Source organism: Lentzea sp. NPDC058450 (genome assembly GCF_042721395.1).
Classification (GTDB): Bacteria; Actinomycetota; Actinomycetes; order Mycobacteriales; family Pseudonocardiaceae; genus Lentzea.
The window spans coordinates 136966-158582 of record NZ_JBHXLO010000017.1 but is presented as its reverse complement, the minus strand read 5'-3'; the positions used below and the strand labels follow the sequence as shown (position 1 = coordinate 158582).

The 21617-nt window shown below is 69.6% G+C and carries 26 protein-coding genes; 8 read left to right on the top strand and 18 right to left on the bottom strand.

All coding sequences use genetic code 11. The features are described from left to right. The first annotated feature begins 29 nt into the window (after positions 1-29). The gene (locus tag ACFWNN_RS25980; protein ID WP_166054225.1) at positions 30-371 is read left to right on the top strand and encodes a DUF1844 domain-containing protein; all 342 of its coding nucleotides are present in this window, start codon (positions 30-32) and stop codon (positions 369-371) included. On the opposite strand, the gene ACFWNN_RS25975 is transcribed toward ACFWNN_RS25980, so the two are convergent. The 7 genes from ACFWNN_RS25975 to ACFWNN_RS25945 form a co-directional block, all read right to left on the bottom strand. Beyond that, complete coding sequence (locus ACFWNN_RS25975) at positions 352-663, bottom strand: hypothetical protein (protein WP_382442519.1); 312 nt, start codon at positions 661-663, stop codon at positions 352-354. The two genes, ACFWNN_RS25980 and ACFWNN_RS25975, sit on opposite strands and share 20 nt — an antisense overlap. Then, on the bottom strand, positions 660-1313 hold the full coding sequence (locus tag ACFWNN_RS25970; protein ID WP_382442518.1) for a hypothetical protein: 654 nt from the start codon (positions 1311-1313) through the stop codon (positions 660-662). Before ACFWNN_RS25970 ends, ACFWNN_RS25975 begins: the two co-directional genes overlap by 4 nt. Continuing rightward, positions 1310-1900, bottom strand: a complete 591-nt coding sequence (locus ACFWNN_RS25965) for a hypothetical protein (RefSeq protein ID WP_382442517.1) — start codon at positions 1898-1900, stop codon at positions 1310-1312. Before ACFWNN_RS25965 ends, ACFWNN_RS25970 begins: the two co-directional genes overlap by 4 nt. 13 nt (positions 1901-1913) lie before the next feature. Further along, positions 1914-2294: a hypothetical protein gene (locus tag ACFWNN_RS25960; RefSeq protein ID WP_382442516.1), complete on the bottom strand. Its 381-nt coding sequence runs from the start codon at positions 2292-2294 to the stop codon at positions 1914-1916. A gap of 63 nt (positions 2295-2357) precedes the next feature. Further along, positions 2358-2738 (bottom strand): RidA family protein, encoded by a 381-nt coding sequence (locus ACFWNN_RS25955; protein WP_189159655.1) that lies wholly within the window; start codon positions 2736-2738, stop codon positions 2358-2360. A gap of 11 nt (positions 2739-2749) precedes the next feature. Further along, positions 2750-3496, bottom strand: coding sequence for an IclR family transcriptional regulator (locus tag ACFWNN_RS25950; protein WP_382442515.1), 747 nt, complete (start codon positions 3494-3496; stop codon positions 2750-2752). Beyond that, positions 3497-4462 (bottom strand): sugar kinase, encoded by a 966-nt coding sequence (locus ACFWNN_RS25945; protein WP_382442514.1) that lies wholly within the window; start codon positions 4460-4462, stop codon positions 3497-3499. A 97-nt stretch (positions 4463-4559) separates the two neighbouring features. On the opposite strand from ACFWNN_RS25945, the gene ACFWNN_RS25940 reads away from it, so the two are divergent. The 3 genes from ACFWNN_RS25940 to ACFWNN_RS25930 are packed head-to-tail and all read left to right on the top strand — an operon-like array spanning position 4560 to position 8837. Further along, positions 4560-5840, top strand: coding sequence for an amino acid deaminase (locus ACFWNN_RS25940; RefSeq protein ID WP_382442513.1), 1281 nt, complete (start codon positions 4560-4562; stop codon positions 5838-5840). 13 nt (positions 5841-5853) lie between these two features. Next, positions 5854-7437 carry an amidohydrolase family protein gene (locus ACFWNN_RS25935; RefSeq protein ID WP_382442512.1) on the top strand — a complete coding sequence of 528 codons (1584 nt, stop codon included), beginning with the start codon at positions 5854-5856 and terminating at the stop codon, positions 7435-7437. Next, positions 7434-8837 (top strand): GntP family permease, encoded by a 1404-nt coding sequence (locus tag ACFWNN_RS25930; RefSeq protein WP_382442511.1) that lies wholly within the window; start codon positions 7434-7436, stop codon positions 8835-8837. The genes ACFWNN_RS25935 and ACFWNN_RS25930 overlap by 4 nt, the downstream gene beginning before the upstream one ends. A gap of 316 nt (positions 8838-9153) precedes the next feature. On the opposite strand, the gene ACFWNN_RS25925 is transcribed toward ACFWNN_RS25930, so the two are convergent. Continuing rightward, the gene (locus tag ACFWNN_RS25925) at positions 9154-10995 is read right to left on the bottom strand and encodes an ABC transporter ATP-binding protein (RefSeq protein WP_382442510.1); all 1842 of its coding nucleotides are present in this window, start codon (positions 10993-10995) and stop codon (positions 9154-9156) included. Then, a complete protein-coding gene (locus tag ACFWNN_RS25920) occupies positions 10992-12731 on the bottom strand; it encodes an ABC transporter ATP-binding protein (RefSeq protein ID WP_382442509.1) in 1740 nt (579 codons plus the stop codon). The genes ACFWNN_RS25925 and ACFWNN_RS25920 overlap by 4 nt, the downstream gene beginning before the upstream one ends. 157 nt (positions 12732-12888) lie before the next feature. On the opposite strand from ACFWNN_RS25920, the gene ACFWNN_RS25915 reads away from it, so the two are divergent. Further along, positions 12889-13113, top strand: coding sequence for a hypothetical protein (locus ACFWNN_RS25915; protein ID WP_382442508.1), 225 nt, complete (start codon positions 12889-12891; stop codon positions 13111-13113). Here ACFWNN_RS25915 and ACFWNN_RS25910 read toward each other — a convergent pair. The 8 genes from ACFWNN_RS25910 to ACFWNN_RS25875 form a co-directional block, all read right to left on the bottom strand. After that, positions 13100-13522 (bottom strand): hypothetical protein, encoded by a 423-nt coding sequence (locus ACFWNN_RS25910; RefSeq protein WP_382442507.1) that lies wholly within the window; start codon positions 13520-13522, stop codon positions 13100-13102. The two genes, ACFWNN_RS25915 and ACFWNN_RS25910, sit on opposite strands and share 14 nt — an antisense overlap. Positions 13523-13567: 45 nt before the next feature. Next, positions 13568-13966: a hypothetical protein gene (locus ACFWNN_RS25905; protein WP_382442506.1), complete on the bottom strand. Its 399-nt coding sequence runs from the start codon at positions 13964-13966 to the stop codon at positions 13568-13570. Further along, positions 13960-14370, bottom strand: coding sequence for a hypothetical protein (locus ACFWNN_RS25900; protein ID WP_382442505.1), 411 nt, complete (start codon positions 14368-14370; stop codon positions 13960-13962). The genes ACFWNN_RS25905 and ACFWNN_RS25900 overlap by 7 nt, the downstream gene beginning before the upstream one ends. Positions 14371-14412: 42 nt before the next feature. Further along, complete coding sequence (locus tag ACFWNN_RS25895) at positions 14413-14823, bottom strand: hypothetical protein (RefSeq protein WP_382442504.1); 411 nt, start codon at positions 14821-14823, stop codon at positions 14413-14415. Further along, positions 14804-15172, bottom strand: a complete 369-nt coding sequence (locus ACFWNN_RS25890) for a hypothetical protein (RefSeq protein ID WP_382442503.1) — start codon at positions 15170-15172, stop codon at positions 14804-14806. Before ACFWNN_RS25890 ends, ACFWNN_RS25895 begins: the two co-directional genes overlap by 20 nt. Positions 15173-15188: 16 nt before the next feature. Then, positions 15189-16121, bottom strand: coding sequence for a septation protein SepH (gene sepH / locus ACFWNN_RS25885; protein WP_382442502.1), 933 nt, complete (start codon positions 16119-16121; stop codon positions 15189-15191). Positions 16122-16222: 101 nt separating this feature from the next. After that, the gene (locus ACFWNN_RS25880) at positions 16223-17380 is read right to left on the bottom strand and encodes a sensor histidine kinase (RefSeq protein ID WP_382442501.1); all 1158 of its coding nucleotides are present in this window, start codon (positions 17378-17380) and stop codon (positions 16223-16225) included. Continuing rightward, positions 17377-18036 (bottom strand): response regulator transcription factor, encoded by a 660-nt coding sequence (locus ACFWNN_RS25875; protein WP_382442500.1) that lies wholly within the window; start codon positions 18034-18036, stop codon positions 17377-17379. Before ACFWNN_RS25875 ends, ACFWNN_RS25880 begins: the two co-directional genes overlap by 4 nt. Positions 18037-18125: 89 nt before the next feature. Between ACFWNN_RS25875 and ACFWNN_RS25870 the strand changes: the two genes are divergently transcribed. The 3 genes from ACFWNN_RS25870 to ACFWNN_RS25860 are packed head-to-tail and all read left to right on the top strand — an operon-like array spanning position 18126 to position 20331. Continuing rightward, on the top strand, positions 18126-18635 hold the full coding sequence (locus ACFWNN_RS25870; RefSeq protein WP_382442499.1) for a hypothetical protein: 510 nt from the start codon (positions 18126-18128) through the stop codon (positions 18633-18635). Positions 18636-18643: 8 nt separating this feature from the next. Further along, positions 18644-19684 carry a peptidoglycan-binding protein gene (locus tag ACFWNN_RS25865; protein WP_382442498.1) on the top strand — a complete coding sequence of 347 codons (1041 nt, stop codon included), beginning with the start codon at positions 18644-18646 and terminating at the stop codon, positions 19682-19684. Next, positions 19681-20331: an ABC transporter ATP-binding protein gene (locus ACFWNN_RS25860; RefSeq protein WP_382442497.1), complete on the top strand. Its 651-nt coding sequence runs from the start codon at positions 19681-19683 to the stop codon at positions 20329-20331. The genes ACFWNN_RS25865 and ACFWNN_RS25860 overlap by 4 nt, the downstream gene beginning before the upstream one ends. Before the next feature lie 6 nt (positions 20332-20337). On the opposite strand, the gene ACFWNN_RS25855 is transcribed toward ACFWNN_RS25860, so the two are convergent. Next, positions 20338-21546 carry an RNA-guided endonuclease InsQ/TnpB family protein gene (locus ACFWNN_RS25855; RefSeq protein WP_382442496.1) on the bottom strand — a complete coding sequence of 403 codons (1209 nt, stop codon included), beginning with the start codon at positions 21544-21546 and terminating at the stop codon, positions 20338-20340. Positions 21547-21617: the final 71 nt, after the last annotated feature.

Sequence of the window (21617 nt, the reverse complement as noted above, 5' to 3'; positions counted from 1 at the left end):
CGTCCGGGGCGTCTTGCTTGAATGTCGGCGTGACCGATCCGCTTGAAGACAGCGTCCGCGACCTCGGAGATGTTCCCAGCATCGAGGTCATCAGCCGGGCCGCGGTGATGCTGCTGTCCGCCGCCGCGGAGCGCCTGGGCCTCGCCGACCCGGACCCCGACAACTCCCCGCGCCGCGACCTCGACGAGGCCCGCCGCCTGATCACGGGCCTCGCCGGCCTCGTCACGGCCACGTCCGAGTACCTCGGCCCGCACGCCGCCCCGCTGAAGGACGGCCTGCAGTCGGTGCAGCGCGCGTTCCGCGAGGCCTCCGCCGTGCCGGACGAGCCCGGCCAGGGCCCCGGCGAGAAGTTCACCGGCCCCGTGTACTGACCGGTCCCGGCACGTTCAGCAGCCCGGCCACGAGCGACAGCTCCACGAGGGTGCCCTCGTGGCCGGGCCCACGGGCCGTCTCCCTCGCGTCGGCGACGGAGAGCCCGAGCACGTCCCGCAGCTCCGCCGAGCCGGGTCCCGGCCCTCGATCGCAGCCCTGCACCTGACAGCTCGCGCAGCCTTCGTCGAGCTCCCAGCGCAGCACGCCGTTCTCGCCGATCTGCGCGAAGCCGCTGTCTCCCGGACCGCCGCACGTTCCGCAGAGCCGGTCGAGCGTCGCCGCCTGCCTCACTCGGCGCGCACCACGATCGGTTCCCACGGCTCCGCCTTGATCTGGAACACCGCGCTGGCCCGTTGCCCGGTCGCCGCGCGGAACGTGACCGTGGAGCCGTTGTGCAGCGGGCCGACGTCGAGGTGCTCGACCGGCGGTTCGTCGTACTGCGAGAGGCCGAGCACCCGGCTGCCCGGGACCACCGACACCGTGAGCTGCTCGATCACCGCGGGCCCGCCGAAGTAGCTCAGCCGGAACTCGTCGGGCGCGCCGGGCGTGATGGCGAACGTCGGCATGCCGGCCCGGCTGCGTTCCGCGGCGAGGACCCCGACCAGCTCGCCGACCTGGGTCGCGGCCTGGTGCGCGGTGAGCTGCGCCTCGTCGGCCAGCATCCGCGACGCCGTGGCGGCCTCCTGCGACTGCCGCGCCGCCTCCTCCGCCTTGTGGACGGCCTTCTTGGCCTCCTCCAGCGCGTTCTTGGCCTGGAAAGCGCTCGCCGTCGCCTGCTCGACGGCCTTGCGCGCGGCCTGCGCCTCCTCCTGCGCCCTGGCCGTCGCCTCCTGCGACTGCCGCGCGGCCTCCTGCGCGTTCTTGGCCTCGCGGGCCTGCCACAAAGACACGGCCACCGCGCACATCGCCACCACCGCGGCGATCACCGAGAGCGTGATCACGCCCGCACCCCCACGCTCGCCAGCTGACGCCGGGCCAGCTCCTCGATCACGTCCACGTCCCCGGTCCGCCACGCGACGGCCGGATCGCCGTCGAACTTCCCGAGCTCCCGCGGCGACAACGAGGTGAGCGCCCGCAACGCCAGCAGGTCGGGCTTGTCCCGCAACCGCGCGGTGTTGGCGGCCTTGCGCGCGTACCGCAACCGCAGCGGCAACCACGTGATCAGCAGGAACAGCACGGGAATCACTATGAGTGCGGCCGCCAGCCAGAACGCGGAGTCCTGGACCACGCCGATCTGCGCGTTGCCGGCGCTGGTCAGCGTCTCGCCCGCCTTCGTGCCGTTGCCGAGCGCGTTGGACAGGTCCTCACCGACGAACGGCACACCCGTGGCCTTGCCGGCGGCGTTCGAGAAGGCGTCCCGGATGCTGCCACCGGCGTTGACCAGGCCGTCGCCGGGCGCCCGCAGCTGCAGCACCCAGTCGTGGGCGGTGGTCGCCACCCAGATCCAGAGGGCCACCCAGCCGGCGGCGAGGAGGTCGGCGATCAGCTGACGCGTGAACCTGGCAGGTCTGTCCGCGTACCACTTCATACGCCGAATCGTGTCACGCGTCCGGGTGGTTCAGGTGTGCGCCTCGGCCCAACACGGCGTCGACGAACACCTGAGGCGGCAGGTAGTCGTGGTCCCGCACGTAATGCGCCACCAGTCTGGGCGCCGAGTACCGGACCCCGTCCAGCTCGACGTGGATCTCGCCGCTGGCCAGGGGCAGGTCGTCGAACCGGTCCTCGTCCTCGCAGAACCCGCACCAGTGAAAGCCGCGCGCCATGTTCCGCGGCCTCTTCGCGAGCCGCCACAACTTCGCGACGAGGCCGTCGGGCGCGGGGCCGGTCGGGAAGTCGTGCGGCGGGTCGAGCCAGCCCACGTTCACCATCGGCACCCGTGACGGGAAGTACTCGTACGGCGAGAGGTCCGGATAGTGCGTCACGCTTCCCCCAGAAAGCCGAAACGGGGCGCGTCCGGTCCCGGACACGCCCCGCAGCACGGTAGATCAGTCGACGACCGCGAGCGCGTCGATTTCCACCAGCAGGCCGGCGGGCAGGCCGACGTACACGGTGGTGCGGGCTGGCGCCGGGTCCGTCACGAACTCGCCGTACACCTCGTTCAGCTCCGCGAAGTGCGCGGTGTCGGTGAGGTAGACGCGGATCATCACCACGTCGTCGATGGACGCGCCGCCGGCCGCCAGCACCGCGTGCAGGTTCGCGAACGTCTGGCGGGTCTGCTCGGCGACCGTGGTGCCGACGATGTCGCCCGACTTCGGGTCGAACGCCACCTGCCCCGCCACCTGCAGGATGTTGCCCTTGCGCACACCCTGCGAGAAACGGGCCACGGGCTGCGGCGCGTCGGCGGTCTTGATCTCAACCTTGGACAACGGAACTCCCCTTATCTGGAAACATAACCGCACTCCGCGGAGGCGGCTTCGGCGGTGGCGAGCAGGTCGGGCAGGTGTCCCAGCAGGCCGTCGAAGTCGAGCAGCACCTTCGGCACGGACATCGAGACGGCCGCGAGCACCTCGCCGCGCGCGCCCTTGATCGGGGCCGCGATGCAGTGGATGAAGTCCTCGTGCTCGGAGTTGTCGACCGCGTACCCGTTGGCGCGCACGCGTTCCAGCTCGGCGACGTAGGCCGCGGGACCGAGGATCGTGTTCTCCGTCAGCCGGGGGAACTCCATGCCCGCCAGCACCTTCTGCAACGCCGGGGCGGGCAGGTCGGCGAGCAGGATCTTGGCGACGGCCGTGCAGTGCAACGGCGCGCGGCGGCCTATGCGCGAGTACATCCGCATCTGGTGCCGGGACTCGTACTTGTCGATGTAGATGACCTCACCGTCCTCGTAGGACGCGAGGTGGACGGTGTGGCCCAGGCGCGAGTTGAGGTCGCGCAACGCGGCTTCGGAGGCGCGGCGCACGTCGCGTTCCTCCAGGGCGAGGTTGGCGAGGTCGAACAACGCTGTGCCGAGGCGGTAGTGGTGCACGCCGTCGCGTTGCACGAACCGGTGCGACTCCAAGGTCCGCAACAGCCTCAGCGTCGTCGACTTGTGCACGCCGATCACGCCGGACAGCTCGTCCAGCGTCTTCGGACCGCTCGCGAGCTGGCTCACCAGGGTGAGCGCTCTGTCGAGACTCTGGCTCATCTACACCTCCAGGCGGGCGGACGCCCAGGTCTGCGGGTCGGCGTGCAGCAGCGGAACCGTCACGTCGTCGGGCAGAGGATCTCCGACGTCCTCCGCCGTGAGCAAAGCGGACGCCGCCTGCAGGTGCCCGGCGCGCAGCCGCACCGACGGACCCTCCCCCGCCAAGGTAGCCGCGAGGAACCCGGCGGCGAACGCGTCACCCGCGCCGACCGGTTCGACGACCTCGACCTTGAGCGCCGGTTCGAAGAACGACGACCCGCCCTCCAGCAGCGTCGCGCCGTCCGCCCCCTGCTTCACCACGAGCGACACCGGGCCGGGCAGCAGCTTGCGCAGCCGTGCGGGATCGCCGGTCCCCCACACCAGCTCGGCCTCGTCGGCGCCGGCCAGCACGACGTCGGCCATGTCGGCGAGCTCGCGCAGCACGCGCGGGTCGCGGTCGGTCCACAGCGCGGGCCGCCAGTTCAGGTCGAACGAGATGCGGAACCCGTGCCGCGGCCGCCGCAGCAGCTCGCGCATCATCGCGAGGCACGAGTCGGACAACGCGGGCGTGATCCCGCTGAGGTGCACCAGCTTCACGTGCCCGAGCCCGAGCCGGTCGATCATCTCGAGGCCCATGCCGGACGCCGCCGAGCCGCGCCGGTAGTAACGCACCGGGCTGCCGTGCGGCGAGGCCTCCTTGACGTACAGGCCGGTGGGGCGCGTCGCGTCGATCCGCACGCCGGACACGTCGACGCCGAAGCCGCCCACGGTGTCGAGCACGGCCCTGCCGAACGAGTCGTCGCCGACCGCGCTGACCCACGACGCCGGCACGCCGAGGCGCGTGAGGTGCACCGCGACGTTGGACTCGGCGCCACCGACGGCCCGGTGCCACGTGCGCACCAGATGCACGGGTCCGGGTTCAGCCGGAACCATCATCACCATGGTCTCGCCGAGACACACGACACCGCCGACGTGTTCGAACCGCATGCGTGCTCCAGGGGTGTTCGTTGACGGCGGCGAGTCCGAATGCTACACAACTCAGCATCACATCGCGCAATGGGAGTTGCAAAATATGCAACAACTGATGGAGATGGACCTCTCGGCCGTCGCGGACATCAGGGCGGAAACGGTCAGCTGGCGCTTCAAGGGACTGCCGTCGAGCACGTTCGGCTCCACCCTCGGGGAGGTCGCCGGCCAGCGCCTCGACCTGTTCGCCGACGAGTTCGTCGGGCCGCTCGTCGTGCTGGACGCGGACGCGCTCACGCACAACCTGACAACGATGGCCCGGTGGTGCGACAACCACGGCGTCAAGCTGGCCCCGCACGGGAAGACGACGATGGCGCCGCAGCTCTTCCAGCGGCAGATCGAGCACGGCGTCTGGGGCATCACCGCCGCCAACGCGTCGCAGCTGCGCGTCTACCGGGCGTTCGGCGTCTCGCGGATCCTGCTGGCGAACCAGCTGCTCGACCCCGCCGCGCTGCGCTGGCTGGTCGGCGAGCTCGACGCCGACCCCGGCTTCGAGTTCAGCTGCTGGGCGGACTCCGAAACCGGCGTCGCCCTGCTGAGCGAGACCTTGCAGGAGCTCCAACCGTCACGGCCGGTCGACGTGATCGTCGAGCTCGGCGCTCCCGGCGGACGGACCGGCGCGCGTGACCTGGACACGGCGCTGGCGGTGGCGCGGGCCGTGGACCAGAGCCCGGTGCTGCGTCTCGTCGGCACCGGCGGCTACGAAGGCGCGCTGGCGCACGACGCGTCCGAGTCGTCGCAGGCCGTCGTGGACCGCTACCTGACCGACCTGCGGACGCTCACGTTGCGCCTCGCCGACGCCGGCCTGTTCGACGAGCTGGACTCGGTGATCGTCACGGCGGGCGGCAGCGCGTACTTCGACCAGGTGGCGGCGACGCTGTCCCAGCCGTGGCCGATGGCGGTCACCCCGGTGCTGCGCAGCGGCGCGTACATCACCCACGACGACGGCTTCTACCGCGGCATCTCGCCGTTCTCCCGGATCGACGGCGTGGAGCCGTTCCGCTCGGCGCTCCGGGCGTGGGCCCAGGTCACCTCACGGCCGCAGCGCGACCTGGCGTTGCTGACGATCGGCAAGCGCGACGCGTCGTTCGACGAGGGCCTGCCGGAACCGCAGCTCCTCCGCCGCCGCGACGGCGCGATCGCCCCGCTGGCCGGGGCGAGGATCACCGCCCTGAACGACCAGCACGCGTTCCTCCAGCTCGGCGCCGAGGCCACGGTCCGGGTCGGCGACTGGGTCGGGCTGGGACTGTCCCACCCCTGCACGGTGTTCGACAAGTGGCAGCTCATCCCGGTCGTCCAGGGCACGACCGTGGTCGACCTGATCCGCACCTACTTCTAGAAGGAGTGCACCGATGGACGACGTCGTCCTGCGCGGACCGCTGATCGCCGACGGCACGGGCGCACCCGCGTATCGCGCGGATGTGGGGATCAAGGACGGCGTCATCACGTCGATCGGGGACGGGGTGAGCACCACCAGGTCGATCGACGCGGACGGGCTGGTGCTCGCGCCGGGGTTCATCGACATGCACTCGCACTCGGACCTGCGGATCCTCGCCGAACCCGACCACCTGGCCAAGGTCTCGCAGGGCGTCACGACCGAGGTGCTCGGCCAGGACGGCCTGTCCTACGCGCCGGTGAACGACGAGGTGCTCGCGACGTTGCGCGGCCAGCTCGCGGGCTGGAACGACGACCCGCCGGGCTTCGACTGGAACTGGCGCTCGGTCGGCCAGTACCTCGACCGGCTCGACCAGGGCATCGCGGTGAACGCCGCGTACCTGGTGCCGCAGGGGACGTTGCGGATGCTCGTCGTCGGCTGGGACGACCGGACGCCGACCGAGTCCGAAATGGACACCATGAAGTCCGTTCTGGCGCAGTCGCTCGCGGAGGGCGCGGCGGGCATGTCGTCCGGGCTCACCTACACGCCGGGCATGTACGCGGACACGTCCGAGCTCGTGCAGCTCTGCGAGGTCGTCGGGCAGCACAACGGCTTCTACAGCCCGCACCACCGCAGCTACGGCGCGGGCGCGTTGGAGGCGTACGCCGAGATGGTGGACGTCTCGAAGCGTTCGGGCTGTGCACTGCACCTCGCGCACGCCACCATGAACTTCCCGGTGAACAAGGGCAAGGCGCCGGACCTCCTCGCGTTGCTGGACGACGCGATCGCGGGTGGCGCCGACATCTCGCTCGACACCTACCCGTACCTGCCGGGAGCGACGTATCTGAGTGCGCTGCTGCCGTCGTGGGCCACGGAGGGCGGTCCCGAACGAGCGCTGGCAAGGTTGTCCGATGTGGACACCCGCGAACGCATCCGCGCGGAGATCGAGGAGACGGGCTCGGACGGCTGCCACGGCGTGCCGGTCGACTGGGACTCCATCGAGATCAACGGCGTCCGCAACGACCACAACGCGCACCTCGTCGGCTCCAGCGTCCACGCCTCGGCATCGAGACTGGGACGCTCGCCCGCCGACCTGTACTTCGACGTGTTGGTCGACGAACGACTGGGTACGTCCTGCCTCATGCACGTGGGCCACGAGGAGAACGTGCAGGCGATCATGAAGCATCCGGCGCACACGGGCGGCAGCGACGGCCTGCTGGTGGGCGACCGGCCGCACCCGCGCGCGTGGGGCACGTTCCCCCGCTACTTCGCGCGCTACGTCCGCGAACTGGGCGTGCTGAGCCTGGAGGAGTGCGTCGAGCACCTCACCGGCCGCGCGGCCCAGCGTTTGCGGCTCACCGACCGGGGTCTGGTTCGCGAGGGCTACGCGGCCGACCTGGTGCTGTTCGACCCCGCGACGATCGCCGACACGGCGACGTTCGACGAGCCGCGACAGCAGGCCGCCGGCATCCCGTACGTGTTCTGCAACGGGGTGACGGTGATCGACGACGGAACCGCCACCGGCTCATTGCCAGGCCATTCACTCAGGAGCCGCCCGTGATCGACTGGTTGCAACACTCAACAGGGGGCCTGCTGACCCTCGCGGTAGTCAGCATCGCGGTGCTGCTGCTACTGATCATCAAGTTCAAGGTCGAGCCGTTCATCGCGTTGATCGTCGTCGCACTGCTGGTCGCCCTGTTGGCGGGCGTGCCGGTGGAGCAACTGGTCGGGTCTGCCCAGAAGGCCTCGGACTCGTTGCTGGAGAAGGGCTTCGGCTCGATCCTCGGCCACATCGCCGCGATCATCGGTCTCGGCACGCTGCTCGGCGCGATCCTCGAGGCGTCCGGTGGCGCGCAGGTCCTGATGGACAAGCTGATGACCGCGTTCGGCGAGAAGAAGGCGCCGGTCGCGATCGGTCTCGCCGGCCTGATCTTCGGCGTGCCGGTCTTCTTCGACATCGGCATCTTCGTGTTGGCGCCATTGGTCTACGTGGCGGCCAAGCGGTCCGGCAAGTCGATCGTGCTGTTCGCCATGCCGTTGCTGGCAGGCCTTTCGGTCATGCACGCGTTCATGCCACCTCACCCCGGACCAGTGGCGGCGGCCGGTCTGCTGGGTGTGTCGCTCGGCTGGATCATCATCATGGGCCTCGCGGTGGCGCTCCCGTCGTGGTTCGTCGGCGGCGTCCTGTACTCGTACTGGATCGGCAAGCGCATCAACGTGCCGGTACCGGAGGAGATGCTGGCGGCGGCCGAGGTCGCGCGGGCGGAGAACGGCGGCGACGACCGCGAACCGCCGTCGCTCGGTCTGGTGCTCGCGATCATCGGCCTGCCCCTGGTGCTGATCCTCGCGGGCACGTTCGGCTCGATCCTGCTGACCAAGGGCTCGAAGCTGTACTCGATCGCGACGTTCTTCGGCACCCCCGCCGTCGCGCTGACGATCTCGGTGCTGCTGGCGTTCTGGCTGCTGGGCTTCCGCCGCGGCATGACCCGCGAGAAGGTCGCGGAACTGTCGAGCGCGTCGCTGAAGCCGGTCGCGATGATCCTGCTCGTGGTCGGTGCCGGTGGCTTCTTCGGCGCCGTGCTGGCCGCGACGGGCATCGGCAAGACGCTGGCGAACGAGCTGTCGGGCATCGGCCTGCCGGTGATCGCGCTGGCGTACGTGATCAGCTGCGTCATCCGCATCGCGCAGGGCTCGGCGACGGTCGCGATCGTGACGACGGCGGGCATCGTGGCACCGGTGCTGGCGGACCTGAACTACTCGCAGCCGCAACTCGCGCTGGTCGTCATGGCCATCGCGTCCGGCTCGATCATCGCCTCGCACGTGAACGACGGCGGGTTCTGGATCGTGTCGCGGTACTTCGGGCTGTCGGTGAAGGAGACGCTGCAGTCGTGGACGGTCCTCGAAACGATCCTCTCGGTGGTCGGTTTCGCGGTCGCCGCGCTGCTCAGTCTCGTTGTCTGACCGGACATAAATCAACATTTTCCAACGCTTGACAACGCGAGTCCTGCGCCTGAGGATCGGCACAATGTTCATTTGTGTTTGATGTGGACGGGGCCCGCATGAGCAACACGGAGGTCGTGCACCTGCACGACGACACCTCCAGCGTCGTCATCTCGGTCCAGGGCGCGAGCCTGCCGGTCGTGACGCACTGGGGACGCACGCTCGGAGACGTGGGGGCGGGCGGGCGGGGCGGCGGGGGGGGGGCCGGGGCGGGGGGGGGTGGGTGGTGGGGTGGTGGGGGACACATTCCCGTGTGGCCCCACCGCGACCTGCCGGCCTAGGCGAGCGAGTCGCGCCAGGCCGTGTGCAAGGCCGCGAAGCGGCCCCGCTCACCGATCAGCTCCGCTGGGGAGCCGTCTTCCACCACAATGCCACCATCCAGCACCAGTACGCGGTCCGCGATCAGGACCGTCGACAGGCGGTGGGCGATGATGAACGCCGTTCGGTCCGCCAGCACCGTTTCCAGGGCTGACTGGACCGCGCGTTCTGTGGGCACGTCCAAGGACGATGTTGCCTCATCGAGGACCAGTACGGCTGGGTCCGCGAGGAATGCGCGGGCGAATGCGACCATTTGGCGTTGGCCTGCGGAGAGGCGGCCGCCTCGTTTGCGGACGTCCGTGTCGTAGCCGTCGGGGAGGGCGTTGATGAAGGTGTGGGCGCCCACCTCCGTTGCCGCAGCCTCGATCTCCGCGCGGGTGGCCGTTGGGCGGCCCAGGGCGATGTTGTCCGCCACCGAGCCGGAGAACAGGAAGTTCTCCTGGGTGACCATCACGACCGCTCGGCGCAGGTCGGTGTCCGCGACCGAGCGGAGGTCGGTGCCGTCCAGTTCGACCGAACCCGTTGACGGGTCGTAGAAGCGGGCCACGAGCTTGGCGACCGTGGTCTTGCCCGCGCCTGTCGCTCCCACCAGGGCCACGGTCTGGCCCGCCGGGACGTCCAGCGAGAAGCGCGGGAGCACCAGGCGGGTGGTGCCCGGGTACTGGAACTCCACGTCGGTGAAGCGGACCGCGCCGAGCGGCTGGGACAGGGCCGCGGGGGACGTGGGTTCGGGGACCGAGGGCTTCTCCTCCAGGACGCCTGAGATCTTCTCCAGGGCCGCGGTGGCCGAGGAGTAGGAGTTGGCGAACATCGCCAGTTCGTCGAACGGGTCGTAGAAGCGGCGGATGTAGACCGTGAACGCCGTCAGCACGCCCAGTTCGAGCGAGCCGCCCGCCACTCGGTAGGCGCCCCAGGCCAGGACCACGGCCAGTGAGACGTTGCCGATGGCCCGGACCGTGGAGACGAACAGGGCCATGACGCCCAGGGCGTCGGTGTTGGCGTCGCGGAACTGGCCGTTGAAGCCCTTCATGATCTGTTCGTTGCGGGGCTGGCGGCGGAACGCCTGGACGGCGCGGATGCCGTTCATCGACTCGACGAACTGCACGATGATCTTGGCGATGGCGCCGCGCGTGCCTCGGTAGGCGTCCATCGAGCGGCGGCGGAACCAGCGCCAGATGAAGTAGATCGGGATGAAGCCCGCGATCACGACCAGGGCGAGCGGGACGTCCAGGTACAGCAGGATGATCGCGATGCCGGTCACCGACAGGGCCGCGTTGAACAGGCTGTCGAGGCCCTCCTCCAGCAGGTCCTGCAACGAGTCGACGTCGCTCGTCAGGCGCGCGATGACCTTGCCCGACGTGTACGACTCGTGGAAGCCCACGGACAGGCCCTGCGAGTGGCGGAAGATGCGGCCGCGCAGGTCCAGCAGGATGTCCTGGCCGACCCGGCCGGAGATCCGCAGGAACGCCCAGCGCAGGAACGTCATCAGCACGGCCGAGACCGCGTAGCCGATGACGCACCACACCAGGGTCGACGCGCTGCCGCCGATCGCCGACGGGATGCCGTTGTCGATCGCGGCGGCGATCAGCAGCGGACCGGCCAGCGCGGCCAGGTTGCCGCAGACGACGGCGGCGATCGCCAGCGACGTCAGGCCGATGTGCGGGCGCAGCAACGATCCCAGCAGCCTGCGCGACCGGGCCTGCAGGCGCAGGCCCGTCGAGTGCGAGAGCTCCTCGATCTCCTCGGCGGCGACGCCGCGCCATTCTTCTTCTGTCGCAACGGGTGCGGTCACCTCGCTCACGACGCCACCTCCTCTTCGACCAGCTCGTCGTCCATGCTGGACAGCAGGTGCCGGTATTCCTCGTTGGTGTCCAACAACTCCCGGTGCGAACCGACCGCGGTGATCCTGCCGCCGGCCAGCAACGCCACCCGGTCCGCGAGCTGCACGGTCGACGAGCGGTGCGCCACGACCAGCGCCGTGGTCTCGCTCAGCACCCGGCGCAGCGCGCCCTCCACCTCGGCCTCGGTGTGCACGTCCAGCGCCGACAGCGGGTCGTCCAGCACCAGCACGGCCGGCTTGCCGACGACCGCGCGGGCGAGCGCCAGCCGTTGCCGCTGACCACCGGACAGCGACAGGCCCTGCTCGCCGATGCGGGTCGCGAGGCCCCACGGGAGCGCTTCCACGAACTCCTCGGCCTTCGCCACCCGCAACGCCTCGCGCACGGCCTCCTCGGTCACGTCCGGCACGCCCAGGCCCACGTTCTCGGTCACGGAGGCCGAGAACAGCACGGGTTCCTCGAACGCCGTGCCCACGACCGTCCGCAGGTCCTCCAGCGACAGGTCGCGCACGTCGACGCCGTCGATCGTGATCCGCCCGCCCGTCACGTCCGCGAGCCGGGGCACCAGCGCCGTGAGCGTCGTCTTGCCCGAGCCCGTCGCCCCGACCAGCGCGACCGTCTCACCCGGACGCAGGTCCAGGTCGACGCCCGACAGCACCTCGCGGCCGTCCTCGAACGCGAACCGCACGCCCTCGAACCGGACGTGCCCGCGCAACGGCTTCGGCAGCGGCGCGGGCGTGGCCGGGCCGGTGATCGTCACGGGGGAGTCGATGACCTCCCAGTAGCGTTCCAGCGCCGACGCGGTCTGGTTCGTCTCCGCCAGCAGCCAGCCGATGGAGTCGATGGGCCACCGCAGGTACGCGCTCACCGCGACGGCCGCGACCAGCGTGCCGACCGTCATCCAGCCCTGCACGATGCCGATCGCGCCGACGCCGAGCATGCCCGCGATGGACAGCTCGGGCAGCACGATCAGCACCGACCACAGCGCGGCCAGGATCGAGATCTTGTTCAGCTCCGTCGACCTCAGGTCACGGGCCTGCGCCAGGAACCGCTTCGACAGCTCGGGCCCGCGCCCGAACGCCTTCAGCACCCGGATGCCGAGCACCGACTCCTCGACCGTCGTGGTCAGGTCGCCCGCCTGGTCCTGCGCCTTCCGCGCGACGAGCTTGAACTTCGACTCGAAGAAGTACGAGATGACGATCAACGGCAGGGCGCCGCACAACGACACGATGAGCAGCCACGGCGAGAGCGTGGCGATGATGACCAGCCCGATCACGACGACCAGGCTGTTGACGATCAGGAACACGATGGCGAACGCCACGAACCGCCGCACTGTCGTGAGGTCGTTCGTGGCGCGCGAGAGCAGCTGACCCGACTGCCAGCGGTCGTGGAACGCGACCGGCAGCCGTTGCAGATGCTTGTAGAGGTCGAACCGCATGCGCGCCTCGACCTCGGCGGCGGGCCGCGCCACGACCTTGCGCCGGATGTAGAACAGCAGCGCCTCGCCGACCCCGAGCGCCAGGACGCCCGCGATCAGCCACGGCAGCGGGCCGGTCTCCTTGTTCTGAATCGGACCGTCGACGATGCGCTGCGTGAGCAGCGGGATGCCGAGACCGCACAGCATCGCGAGCATCGTCGCCGACAGCACGACAGTCATCCGTGCGCGGTGCGGCCGCACGTACGGCCACAACCTCCGCAAGGTCTGAATTGTCGAGTTACGTTGATCGCTCACGCGACGAGCCCCCTCCAGGTCCTCTCCAAAGTACGAAGGAGGACCGACACTCAGCATCCGGTTTTTCTCCCCACCGGAGCCTGCTGTCTCGACTTAGGTCGAGGTCAAGGGCACGATGACCACCATGACGCGGTTTCTGCGAACCGAGCAGACCATGGCGTTTCCACACGGACGGCTCATCGCGTCACGCGATGGGGCGAACTTCGTGCTCGCCCCCGACGGCTGGGACCACCTGGCCGGCCCGAGGCCGCGGCACGCGATGCTCGTGTCCCGCGAGGACGCCGAGGACTGGTGCGAACGCGAGGGCTGGGACCTGAACCTGCTCGACGAGGTGCCTACGACCTCTTGAACGTGACGAGCCCGACGAGCCCGTAGGCGACGGCCGCGAGCAACGCCTCGGCGTGGTGCCTGTTGGCGAACCACCCGAGGACGGGCTCGTGCAGCTTGAAGTAGAGCCCGATGCCCAGCACGATCGGCCCGAGCAGGATGATCGGCCACACCGGCCGCACCCCGAACACCCACAGGATCGGCCCGGCCAGCACCAGCGACGACACCAGCGCGAGCGGCAGCCCGACCAGCACCAGCAGCAGGAACGTCGACATCGACGTGCTGTCGAGCCACGACTTGAGGAAGCCCGACTCGTAGGCCCACGTCCACCCGAGCACCAGCCCGGCCCCGACGGCCATCGACAGCACGACCCGGAACAACAGCCGGCGTCCTGTCCTACCCGTCTTGCCCGCGGTGCTCTGCTCCGTCACGCCGTCCACCGTAACCAGCGCCTGCCGCGAGAGCCAAGGCCTCGGTCACAGACCGTTGCGCCCGTACCCGGTGAGCAAGCCGGCCAGCGCGAACGCCACCGACGGCACGAGCACCAGCCCGACCACCCCGGTGAGCGTGCCGAAGAACGTGAACACGAGCACCAGCCCGATGCCCGGCGCCACCACCGACAACGGCCTGGGCTGTCCGCGCCACCGCAGCAACCACGCGTGCAGCAACGCCGTCCCGGCCAGCCCGCCGAGCAGCACGACCGGGATCAACAGCAACCCGTACTCGGCGAAGTCGCCGGCGAGACACCGCTCGTCGGACCACGGCCGCGGCTTCTCGAACCCGCAGAACCCGATGACCAGCCCGAACCCGGCAAGACCTGTCGCCAGCAACCCGACGAGTCCGGCGATCACGCCGGTGACCGCACGCGTCAGCATCGGCGCGCCCGACCGGCCGCCGACGTCGCGACCGCGTAGGCGACGCAGGGCACGGCCACCGCGGCGGCCGCGAGGAAGAGGCGCCGGTCCTCCGGGTAGATCTCCAGGAGGCCGATCTCGACCCAGACGACCGCCACGATCAGCGCGAGCCAGAGCCCGCTGCCGATCCCGGTCGCGAGCCACCCGCGCTCCTGCCGTCCGATCCGGAACCCGCCCAGCACCAGGGCGGCCGCGACGACCATCCAGAGCGCGAACACCGGCGGGTAGACCAGGGGCAGCCCGGCACCGCAGCCGGTGCGGCCGGGACTCAGGTAGCAGTACCGGGTGAAGCCGTCGAGCGTCAGCCAGAACCCGGTGCCGGCGACGGCTCCGGCGACCGCCCCCACGACAGTGCGCAAGACCATGCGCCCACAGCTACCTGATCGAGGACGGCGAAGAACCGTCCTTCACGAACCCTCCACAGCACCTTCACCGCGTGCCCGCGTCACCACCGAGGCCACCGCGTACCCGCAGGCGGTTCCGAACGCCACCACCAGGCTCCCGCTCCACTCCGGCAGCTGGACCTGCACGAACCTCAGCGCCAACGAACTGAGGATCACCAGCAGCACAGCGCTCGCCGTCCCGAGTGCGGCGGTCCGTCCCGCGGCGGCGAACCGCACGAGCCGAAGCAGCCCCCACCCCACGAGACCCCAGACGACCACGAGCCCCGGCAGCACGACGAACAGGGCGAAGAGCGCACACCCGATGCCGCTTTCCGAGCAGGGCAGGTTCCCCACGGGCTCGACCGACGCGAACCACCCGGCGCCGCACAACGCCCCCGCCGCAGCGGCGGTCAGCTCACGAAAGCGACTGGTCACGGCGGGCCTCGACCGATCCGGTCAGCACCGCGATCAACGCGTACAGCGCGGCGAACACCGCGAACGCGACGAAGGTGATCCCCAGCAACAACACCATCGCGACCACCGCCATGAGGGTCGCGGGCACGGCTGTCAGCCACGCCCGCGACACCTTCAGCGATCGCAGTCCCAGACCGCCGACGACCGACCCCACCACGGCGAAGATCGGTATCGAGGTCACGAAGGCACCGAGGCAGCCCCACTCGTCCTTCGAGCAGACCGCTCCCGATGCGAGGAGCTCGAACATTCCCCACCAGGCCAGGCCGAGGAGTGCACCCACTCCGGCAGCCAGCGCGACACGACGTCCCACGGCGTCAGCTTCTCACTCAGCGGTTCGACCGCACGCCCAGTAAAACGTCCTCCCACGAAGGGACGATGGGGTGGTTCTTCTTCCCCCGCTTCGGAGGAGGGTCCTTGCGGACCGGCTTCTCCGCGGCGGGCTCCTGCTCCTTCACCGGGGGCGGCGGCGGAGCAGGGGCGGGCTCGGGTTCGGGCGCCTTCTCCTGGACCGGCTTCTCGGCCACGACGGGAGCAGGCGTCGCCACGGGGGCGGGCGCCTGCGCCGGGACCGGAAGCGGCTCCTCGGCAACCGGGATCGCGGGCAGGACCGGAGTCGCCTCCAGGGCCTGCCGGGCCAGCTGCGTCACCGGCCGCACCGTGCGCAGCGTGCGGTTCGGGTTCGGGTCCATCAGGTCGACGGCCGCGTCGTCGAGCGCCGTGACCGTGCCGCCCTGCGCACCGGGGTGGAACGCCCAGTGCGCGCGGTTGTCCGAACGCCCCGTCTTCCAGTGCAGCTGCACGATCCAGCGGCCGTCGTCGCCCTTCCACGAGTCCCACTTGGTGTCGGACAGGTCGTGGCCGCGAAGACCGAACGAGTGCGCGACGACCTCACCGAGCGTCTGCACGTCCGGACCGTCCTCACGGACCGGGTGCGCGCGCTGCGCGAGGTCCGCGGTGCGCGAACGCTCCAGCAGGACCGGGTAGGCGAAGCGCTCGATGCGGTGCGTCGGCATCCCGGACGCGGCGGCGACCTGGTCGATCGACTCGCCGGCACGGATGCGCGCCTGGATCTCGCGCGGCCGCATCTGGGCCTCGCCGGACTCGATCTGCATCTGGCCGAGGCGCGCGAGGTCACCTCGCAGGGCCGCTCGAAGACGCTCGTCCGCGGGGAGCGTGAAGCGCTCGCCGCGGTTTTCGGGGTCTTCGAGGATGACGGACTTACCGTCCTCGTCGAGCCCGATGACTCGCAGCGCTCGCATCGTGGCCTCCCTGAATTCGCACCTCGCCAGCAGACAACGTTAGGACAACGAGCGGTCCACGAGTGGGAGGCTCGCCGATATCTCTACGTGATCTTGCCAGTTCACGAGGCCTGTCGCACGCCCGTTTCCGGAAGGTTCACCTGGACCACCAGCCCGCCTCCCCCGTTCGGACGAGCCTTCGCCGAGCCGCCGTGAGCCCGCGCGACGGACTGCACGATCGACAGCCCGAGGCCCGATCCGGCCGTCCCGGTGCGATCGCGGAGACGTCGGAAGGGCTCGAACAACCCGGGTACTGCCTGGGCAGGCACGGTGGGGCCGGTGTTGGAAACGATCAACGCTTGATCAAGTTCTACGGTGACGGAACCGCCTGGTTCGTTGTACAGAACCGCGTTGCGCAACAGGTTGCCGACGAGCTGGGCAAGTAAGACCGGATCGCCGTCCACCAGATACCTGCGAGTCCGAACCTCAAACGTGACCTTTTTCTCCGACGCCAACGCGCGACACGACTCCACTTCGTCGTCCACGACCTCGTCCAGCCACAGAAGTTCACGCGTGGCGAGCCCGCGGTCACTGCGAGCGAGCAGCAACAGCCCGTCGATGAGCTTCTCGCTTCGCTCGTTCGTGTCGAGCAGGTGCGCTCCGAGACGGCGCATGTCGTCGGTCGCGTCGGGAGCGGCGACGGCCACCTCGATCAGCGTCCGCTGCACGGCCAACGGCGTGCGCAGCTCGTGCGAGGCGTTCGCGACGAACCGCTTCTGGCTGTCGAACGACGACGCGAGCCGGTCGAGCATGCCGTCGAAGGTGTCCGCGAGCTCCTTCAGCTCGTCCGGCGGCCCGTCCAGCTCGATGCGCTGGTCGAGCCGTTCGGCCTCCAGCCGGTGCGCGGTCGAGGTGATCGAGTGCAGCGGGGCCAGCACCCGGCCCGCCACGACCCAGCCGAGCCAGACGGAGAACACGGCGGCCACCAGCAGCGCGATGATCGACAACCACAGGATCGTGTTCATGGTGTCGGCCTTGAACTGGCCCGCGGTGACCACCAGCGTGTCCGGGGCCAGCTGCGCGGCCTCGACCGGCGTGACGCCCGCGACTCCCGTGTAGACGTCCCCCAGCGGTTCGGTGGGGATGGCCCGCGTGATCGCGACGCCCTCGTCCACCGGCGCGAACTGGTCGAACAGCCAGTAGTTGAGGCCGATCAGCGCGACGCCCGCGATCAGGAACACCCCTGCGTACCAGGCCGTCAGCCTGGTCCGGAGCTTCACGAGCCGAACCGGTAGCCGGCGCCGGGCACGGTCTGGATGACCTGCGGCGCGCCCAGCTTGCGGCGCAGCGTCATCACCGCCACCCGCACGGCGTTCGTGAACGGGTCCGCGTGCTCGTCCCAGGCCTTCTCCAGCAGCTCCTCGGCACTCACCACGGTGCCCTCCGCCCGCATCAGCACCTCCAGCACGGCGAACTCCTTGGGGGACAGCGGCAGGAACGTCCCGTCCCGCGACGCCTGGTGCCGCGGCAGGTCGAGCGTCACGCCTGCCCGTTCGAGCACCGGCGGCAAGGCGGGACGAGCCCGCCGGCCCAGCGCCTGCACGCGGGCCACGAGCTCGGCGAACGCGAACGGCTTGGTCAGGTAGTCGTCGGCGCCGAGCCCCAGCCCGGCCACGCGATCGTCCACCTCGGCCGCCGCCGTCAGCATCAGCACCCGCGCCTCGCCGCCGGTCGCGTGCACCGCCTTGCACACCTCGTCACCGTGCACGAGGGGCAGGTCGCGGTCGAGCACCACGACGTCGTACGCGTGCACCCCGACGCGTTCCAACGCCGCCTCGCCGTCGTAGCAGACGTCGACCGCCATCGAGAACCTGCGCAGTCCCTCGGCGATCGTGTCCGCGAGCAGCTGTTCGTCCTCGACCACCAGCACACGCATGACACCTATTTTCCGCAGGACGGGCATAAGCGCCGGATAAGGCCTTTCGCTTAACGCGGCCGAATGAGCGCCTCCGTAGACCTGTCGCCATGAAATCCACCATCGCAGTGCTGCTGGGCCTGCTGCTGGCGCTCACCGCCTGCGGGTCGAAGGACCAGGCGGCCGACGGCGGCAAGAAGGACGAGAAGGGCGACATGCTGGCGTTCGCCAAGTGCATGCGCGAGAACGGCGTCAACATGCCGGACCCCAAGGACGACGGCAGCGGCGGCATCATGATCGAGGCCATGCCCGCCGACGGCGGAGGCGAGGGCGGCGCTCCGGACATGGACAAGATGAACGCCGCCAACGAGGCCTGCAAGAAGCACCTCCCCAACGGCGGCGAGCTCAAGCCGCCGTCGCCGGAGGAGCAGGACAAGATGCGCAAGGACGCGAAGTGCATGCGGGACAGGGGTTACGACTGGCCCGACCCGAACTTCGACGGCAGCGCGAGCCAGACCGAGGCGATCCAGCTGCCCGACATGTCCGACGACAAGGTCAAGCAGGACATGAAGGACTGCGGCATGGGCGAGGGCATGGTCTCGGTCAGGCCCGCGGGATGAAGCGTCGCGTGAACCGGAAGATCATCATCGCGGCCCTGGTCGCCGCCGTCGTGCTCGGCACCGGCGGGGTCGTGGTCCTCACCAGGATCGCGTCGAACCAGGCGAGCGCTGCCCCGTTGCAGAACGACCCGGCCAAGACCGCGGACGTCAAGAAGACCAACCTCGCCGACCAGCAGTCGGTCACCGGCCAGCTCGGCTTCGGTGCGGAACGAGCCCTGGCCAGCCGGAAAAGTGGCACCATCACCGCGTTGCCGAAGCAGGGCGATGTCATCGAACGGGGCAAACCGGTGTTCCACTCGGACGCCAAGCCGGTGCCGTTGTTCTACGCCGACATGCCGCTCTACCGCGATCTCGAAGCGGGCATGTCGAACGGACCGGACGTCAAGGTGGTGGAGGAGAACCTCGCCGCACTGGGCTTCAAGGACTTCGGCGCCCCCGACGAGAAGTTCACCTCGTACACCGCCTCCGCGCTGAAGAAGTGGCAGAAGGCCAACGGCCTGGAGCAGACCGGCAAGCTCGGCGCCGGCGACGTGATCGTCCAAAGTGGAGCGATCCGCGTGTCGTCGCTGACCGCCCAGCTCGGCGCGCCCGCCGGCGGCGACCTGATGAAGGTCACCGGCACCGAACGAGCGGTGACCGTCGAGCTGGAGCAGGCCAAGCAGCGCCTGGCGAAGGTCGGCGAGAAGGTCGAGCTGTCGATCAGCGGCGGCAAGGCCACGACCGGCACGATCACCGGCAGCACCCGCACCTCGGGCGACCCGAACCAGGGGCAGAAGCCGAAGATCCTGCTGACGATCTCCGTCGACGACCCGAAGGCCGCCGAGGGCATCGAGACCGGCAGCGTCACCGCGCTGTTCACCGTGGCGAAGAAGCAGAACGTCCTGGCCGTGCCGATCGGCGCGCTGCTGGCGTTGGCCGAGGGCGGCTACGGCGTCGTCACCGACGACGGGAAGACCGTCCCGGTCACCGTCGGCATCTTCGCCAAGGGCCAGGTCGAAGTGCAGGGCGAGGGCCTGCGCGAGGGCATGAAGGTGGTGACCACCGAGTGATCACCGTCGACCACGCGAGCAGAACGTATCCCGGTGGCGTGCAGGCGTTGCGCGACGTCTCCCTGACCGTCGGGGGCGGGGAGATGCTCGCGATCGTGGGACCGTCCGGCTCGGGGAAGTCGACGCTGCTGCACCTGATGGGCACGCTCGACAAGCCGACCGCCGGCAAGGTCGAGATCGACGGCAACGACATCTCGGCCATGTCCGACAACGCCCTGTCGGCCCTGCGAGCACGCACGATCGGGTTCGTGTTCCAGCAGTTCTTCCTCACCGACGGCCTGTCGGCGATCGAGAACGTGGCCTCCGGCCTGGTCTACGCCGGCGTGCCCCGGTCGAAGCGGCGCGCTCTCGCGATGTCCGCCCTGGACCGGGTCGGCCTGATCCACCGCGCACTGCACAAGCCGCACGAGCTGTCCGGCGGCGAACGCCAGCGGGTCGCGATCGCGCGGGCCGTGGTGAACTCGCCGGGCATCCTGCTGGCGGACGAGCCGACCGGCAACCTGGACACGAAGAACGGCGCCGGGGTGCTGGAGTTGCTGGAGAGCCTCAACTCCGACGGCACGACGATCGTGATGATCACGCACGACCGGGACATCGCGGCCTGGGCTCCCCGCCGCGTCGAGGTGCGGGACGGGGTGATCGTTTGACTTCGCTCACGCGCCGAGCCTCACGGCATCGGATTCCTGCTTCACGGCCGATAGCGGAAGGGGTGCCCCTTGCCGTCTGACGTCGACTCCACAGGCATCGCCCGAGACTTCCCGGGCTACGGCTCGACCAGCCGCAAGGATGTTCTTCGCCGCGTTGAGGTCCCGGTCGTGCCGGGTGCGGCAGCCCGGACACGTCCAGTGCCGGGTGGACAGTGTCAGCTCCGCGAGCAGGTGCCCGCAGGTGGAGCAGGTCTTGCTGGAGGGGAGCCAACGGTCGACGACCACCAGCGTGCGACCGGCGCGCTGACACTTGTACTCCAACTGCCGCCGGAACTCGCTCCATCCGGCATCTCCGATGGCGTGGGAGAGCCTTCGGTTGCGCATCATGCCCCGGACGTTGAGGTCCTCGATCGCGATCATGTCGGCGGATCTCACCAGCCGTGTGCTGGTTCGGTGGAGGAAGTCCAGTCGTGCGTTCCGGATCTTCCGGTGAGCACGCGCCACCTTGGCCTTCGCTTTGCCGCGGTTGTTGCTTCCTGGGCGGCAGCGGGCCAGCCTGCGTTGGTAGCGCGCGAGGTTTCGCGCTTTTCGGGCGAGAAGCCGAGGGTTGGCCACCCGAACGCCGTCGCTGGTCACGAGGAAGTCCGTCAGTCCGAGGTCGACCCCGACCGCGTGGTTCGTTGCCGAGGAAGGGGCGGTGTCCGTGGATTCCACGGCGAAGGACACGTACCAGCGTCCATCAGGTTCGCGGGAGACGACGACCATGGTCGGGTTCAACTCGGTGACGTCCACATCGCTGAACGACCACGTGAACCGCAGCGGAGCGGTCGCCTTGGCCAGGACCAGCGAACCGCTGCGCATGCGGAACGCCGATCTGGTGTAGTGCGCGCTCTGGCGGCTCTTCCGCGATTTGAACCTCGGGTAGCGAGAACGTCCGGAAAAGAAGTTCTGAAGTGCCGTGTGTTGATGCCGCAACGTCTGCTGCAACGGCACACAGGACACTTCCGACAAGAACGCGAGCTCGTCGCCCCGTTTCCACTCGGTCAGCGCGGCGTCGGTCTGCCGGTACGAAGTGCTGGCGTTTTCGTTGCGGTAGCGGTGGATCCGTTCGCCCAGCGTCCTGTTCCACACGAGACGCACGCACCCGAAGGTTCGGGAGAGCATCGCCGCCTGGTCGGGAGTCGGGTAAGCCCGGCACTTGTAGGCCGTTCGCACGAACGACAAGTTACCGCCAACGACAAGGCAGGTCGGGCGAGGGTTCTCGAAGGGAGGGCATTGTGATCGAC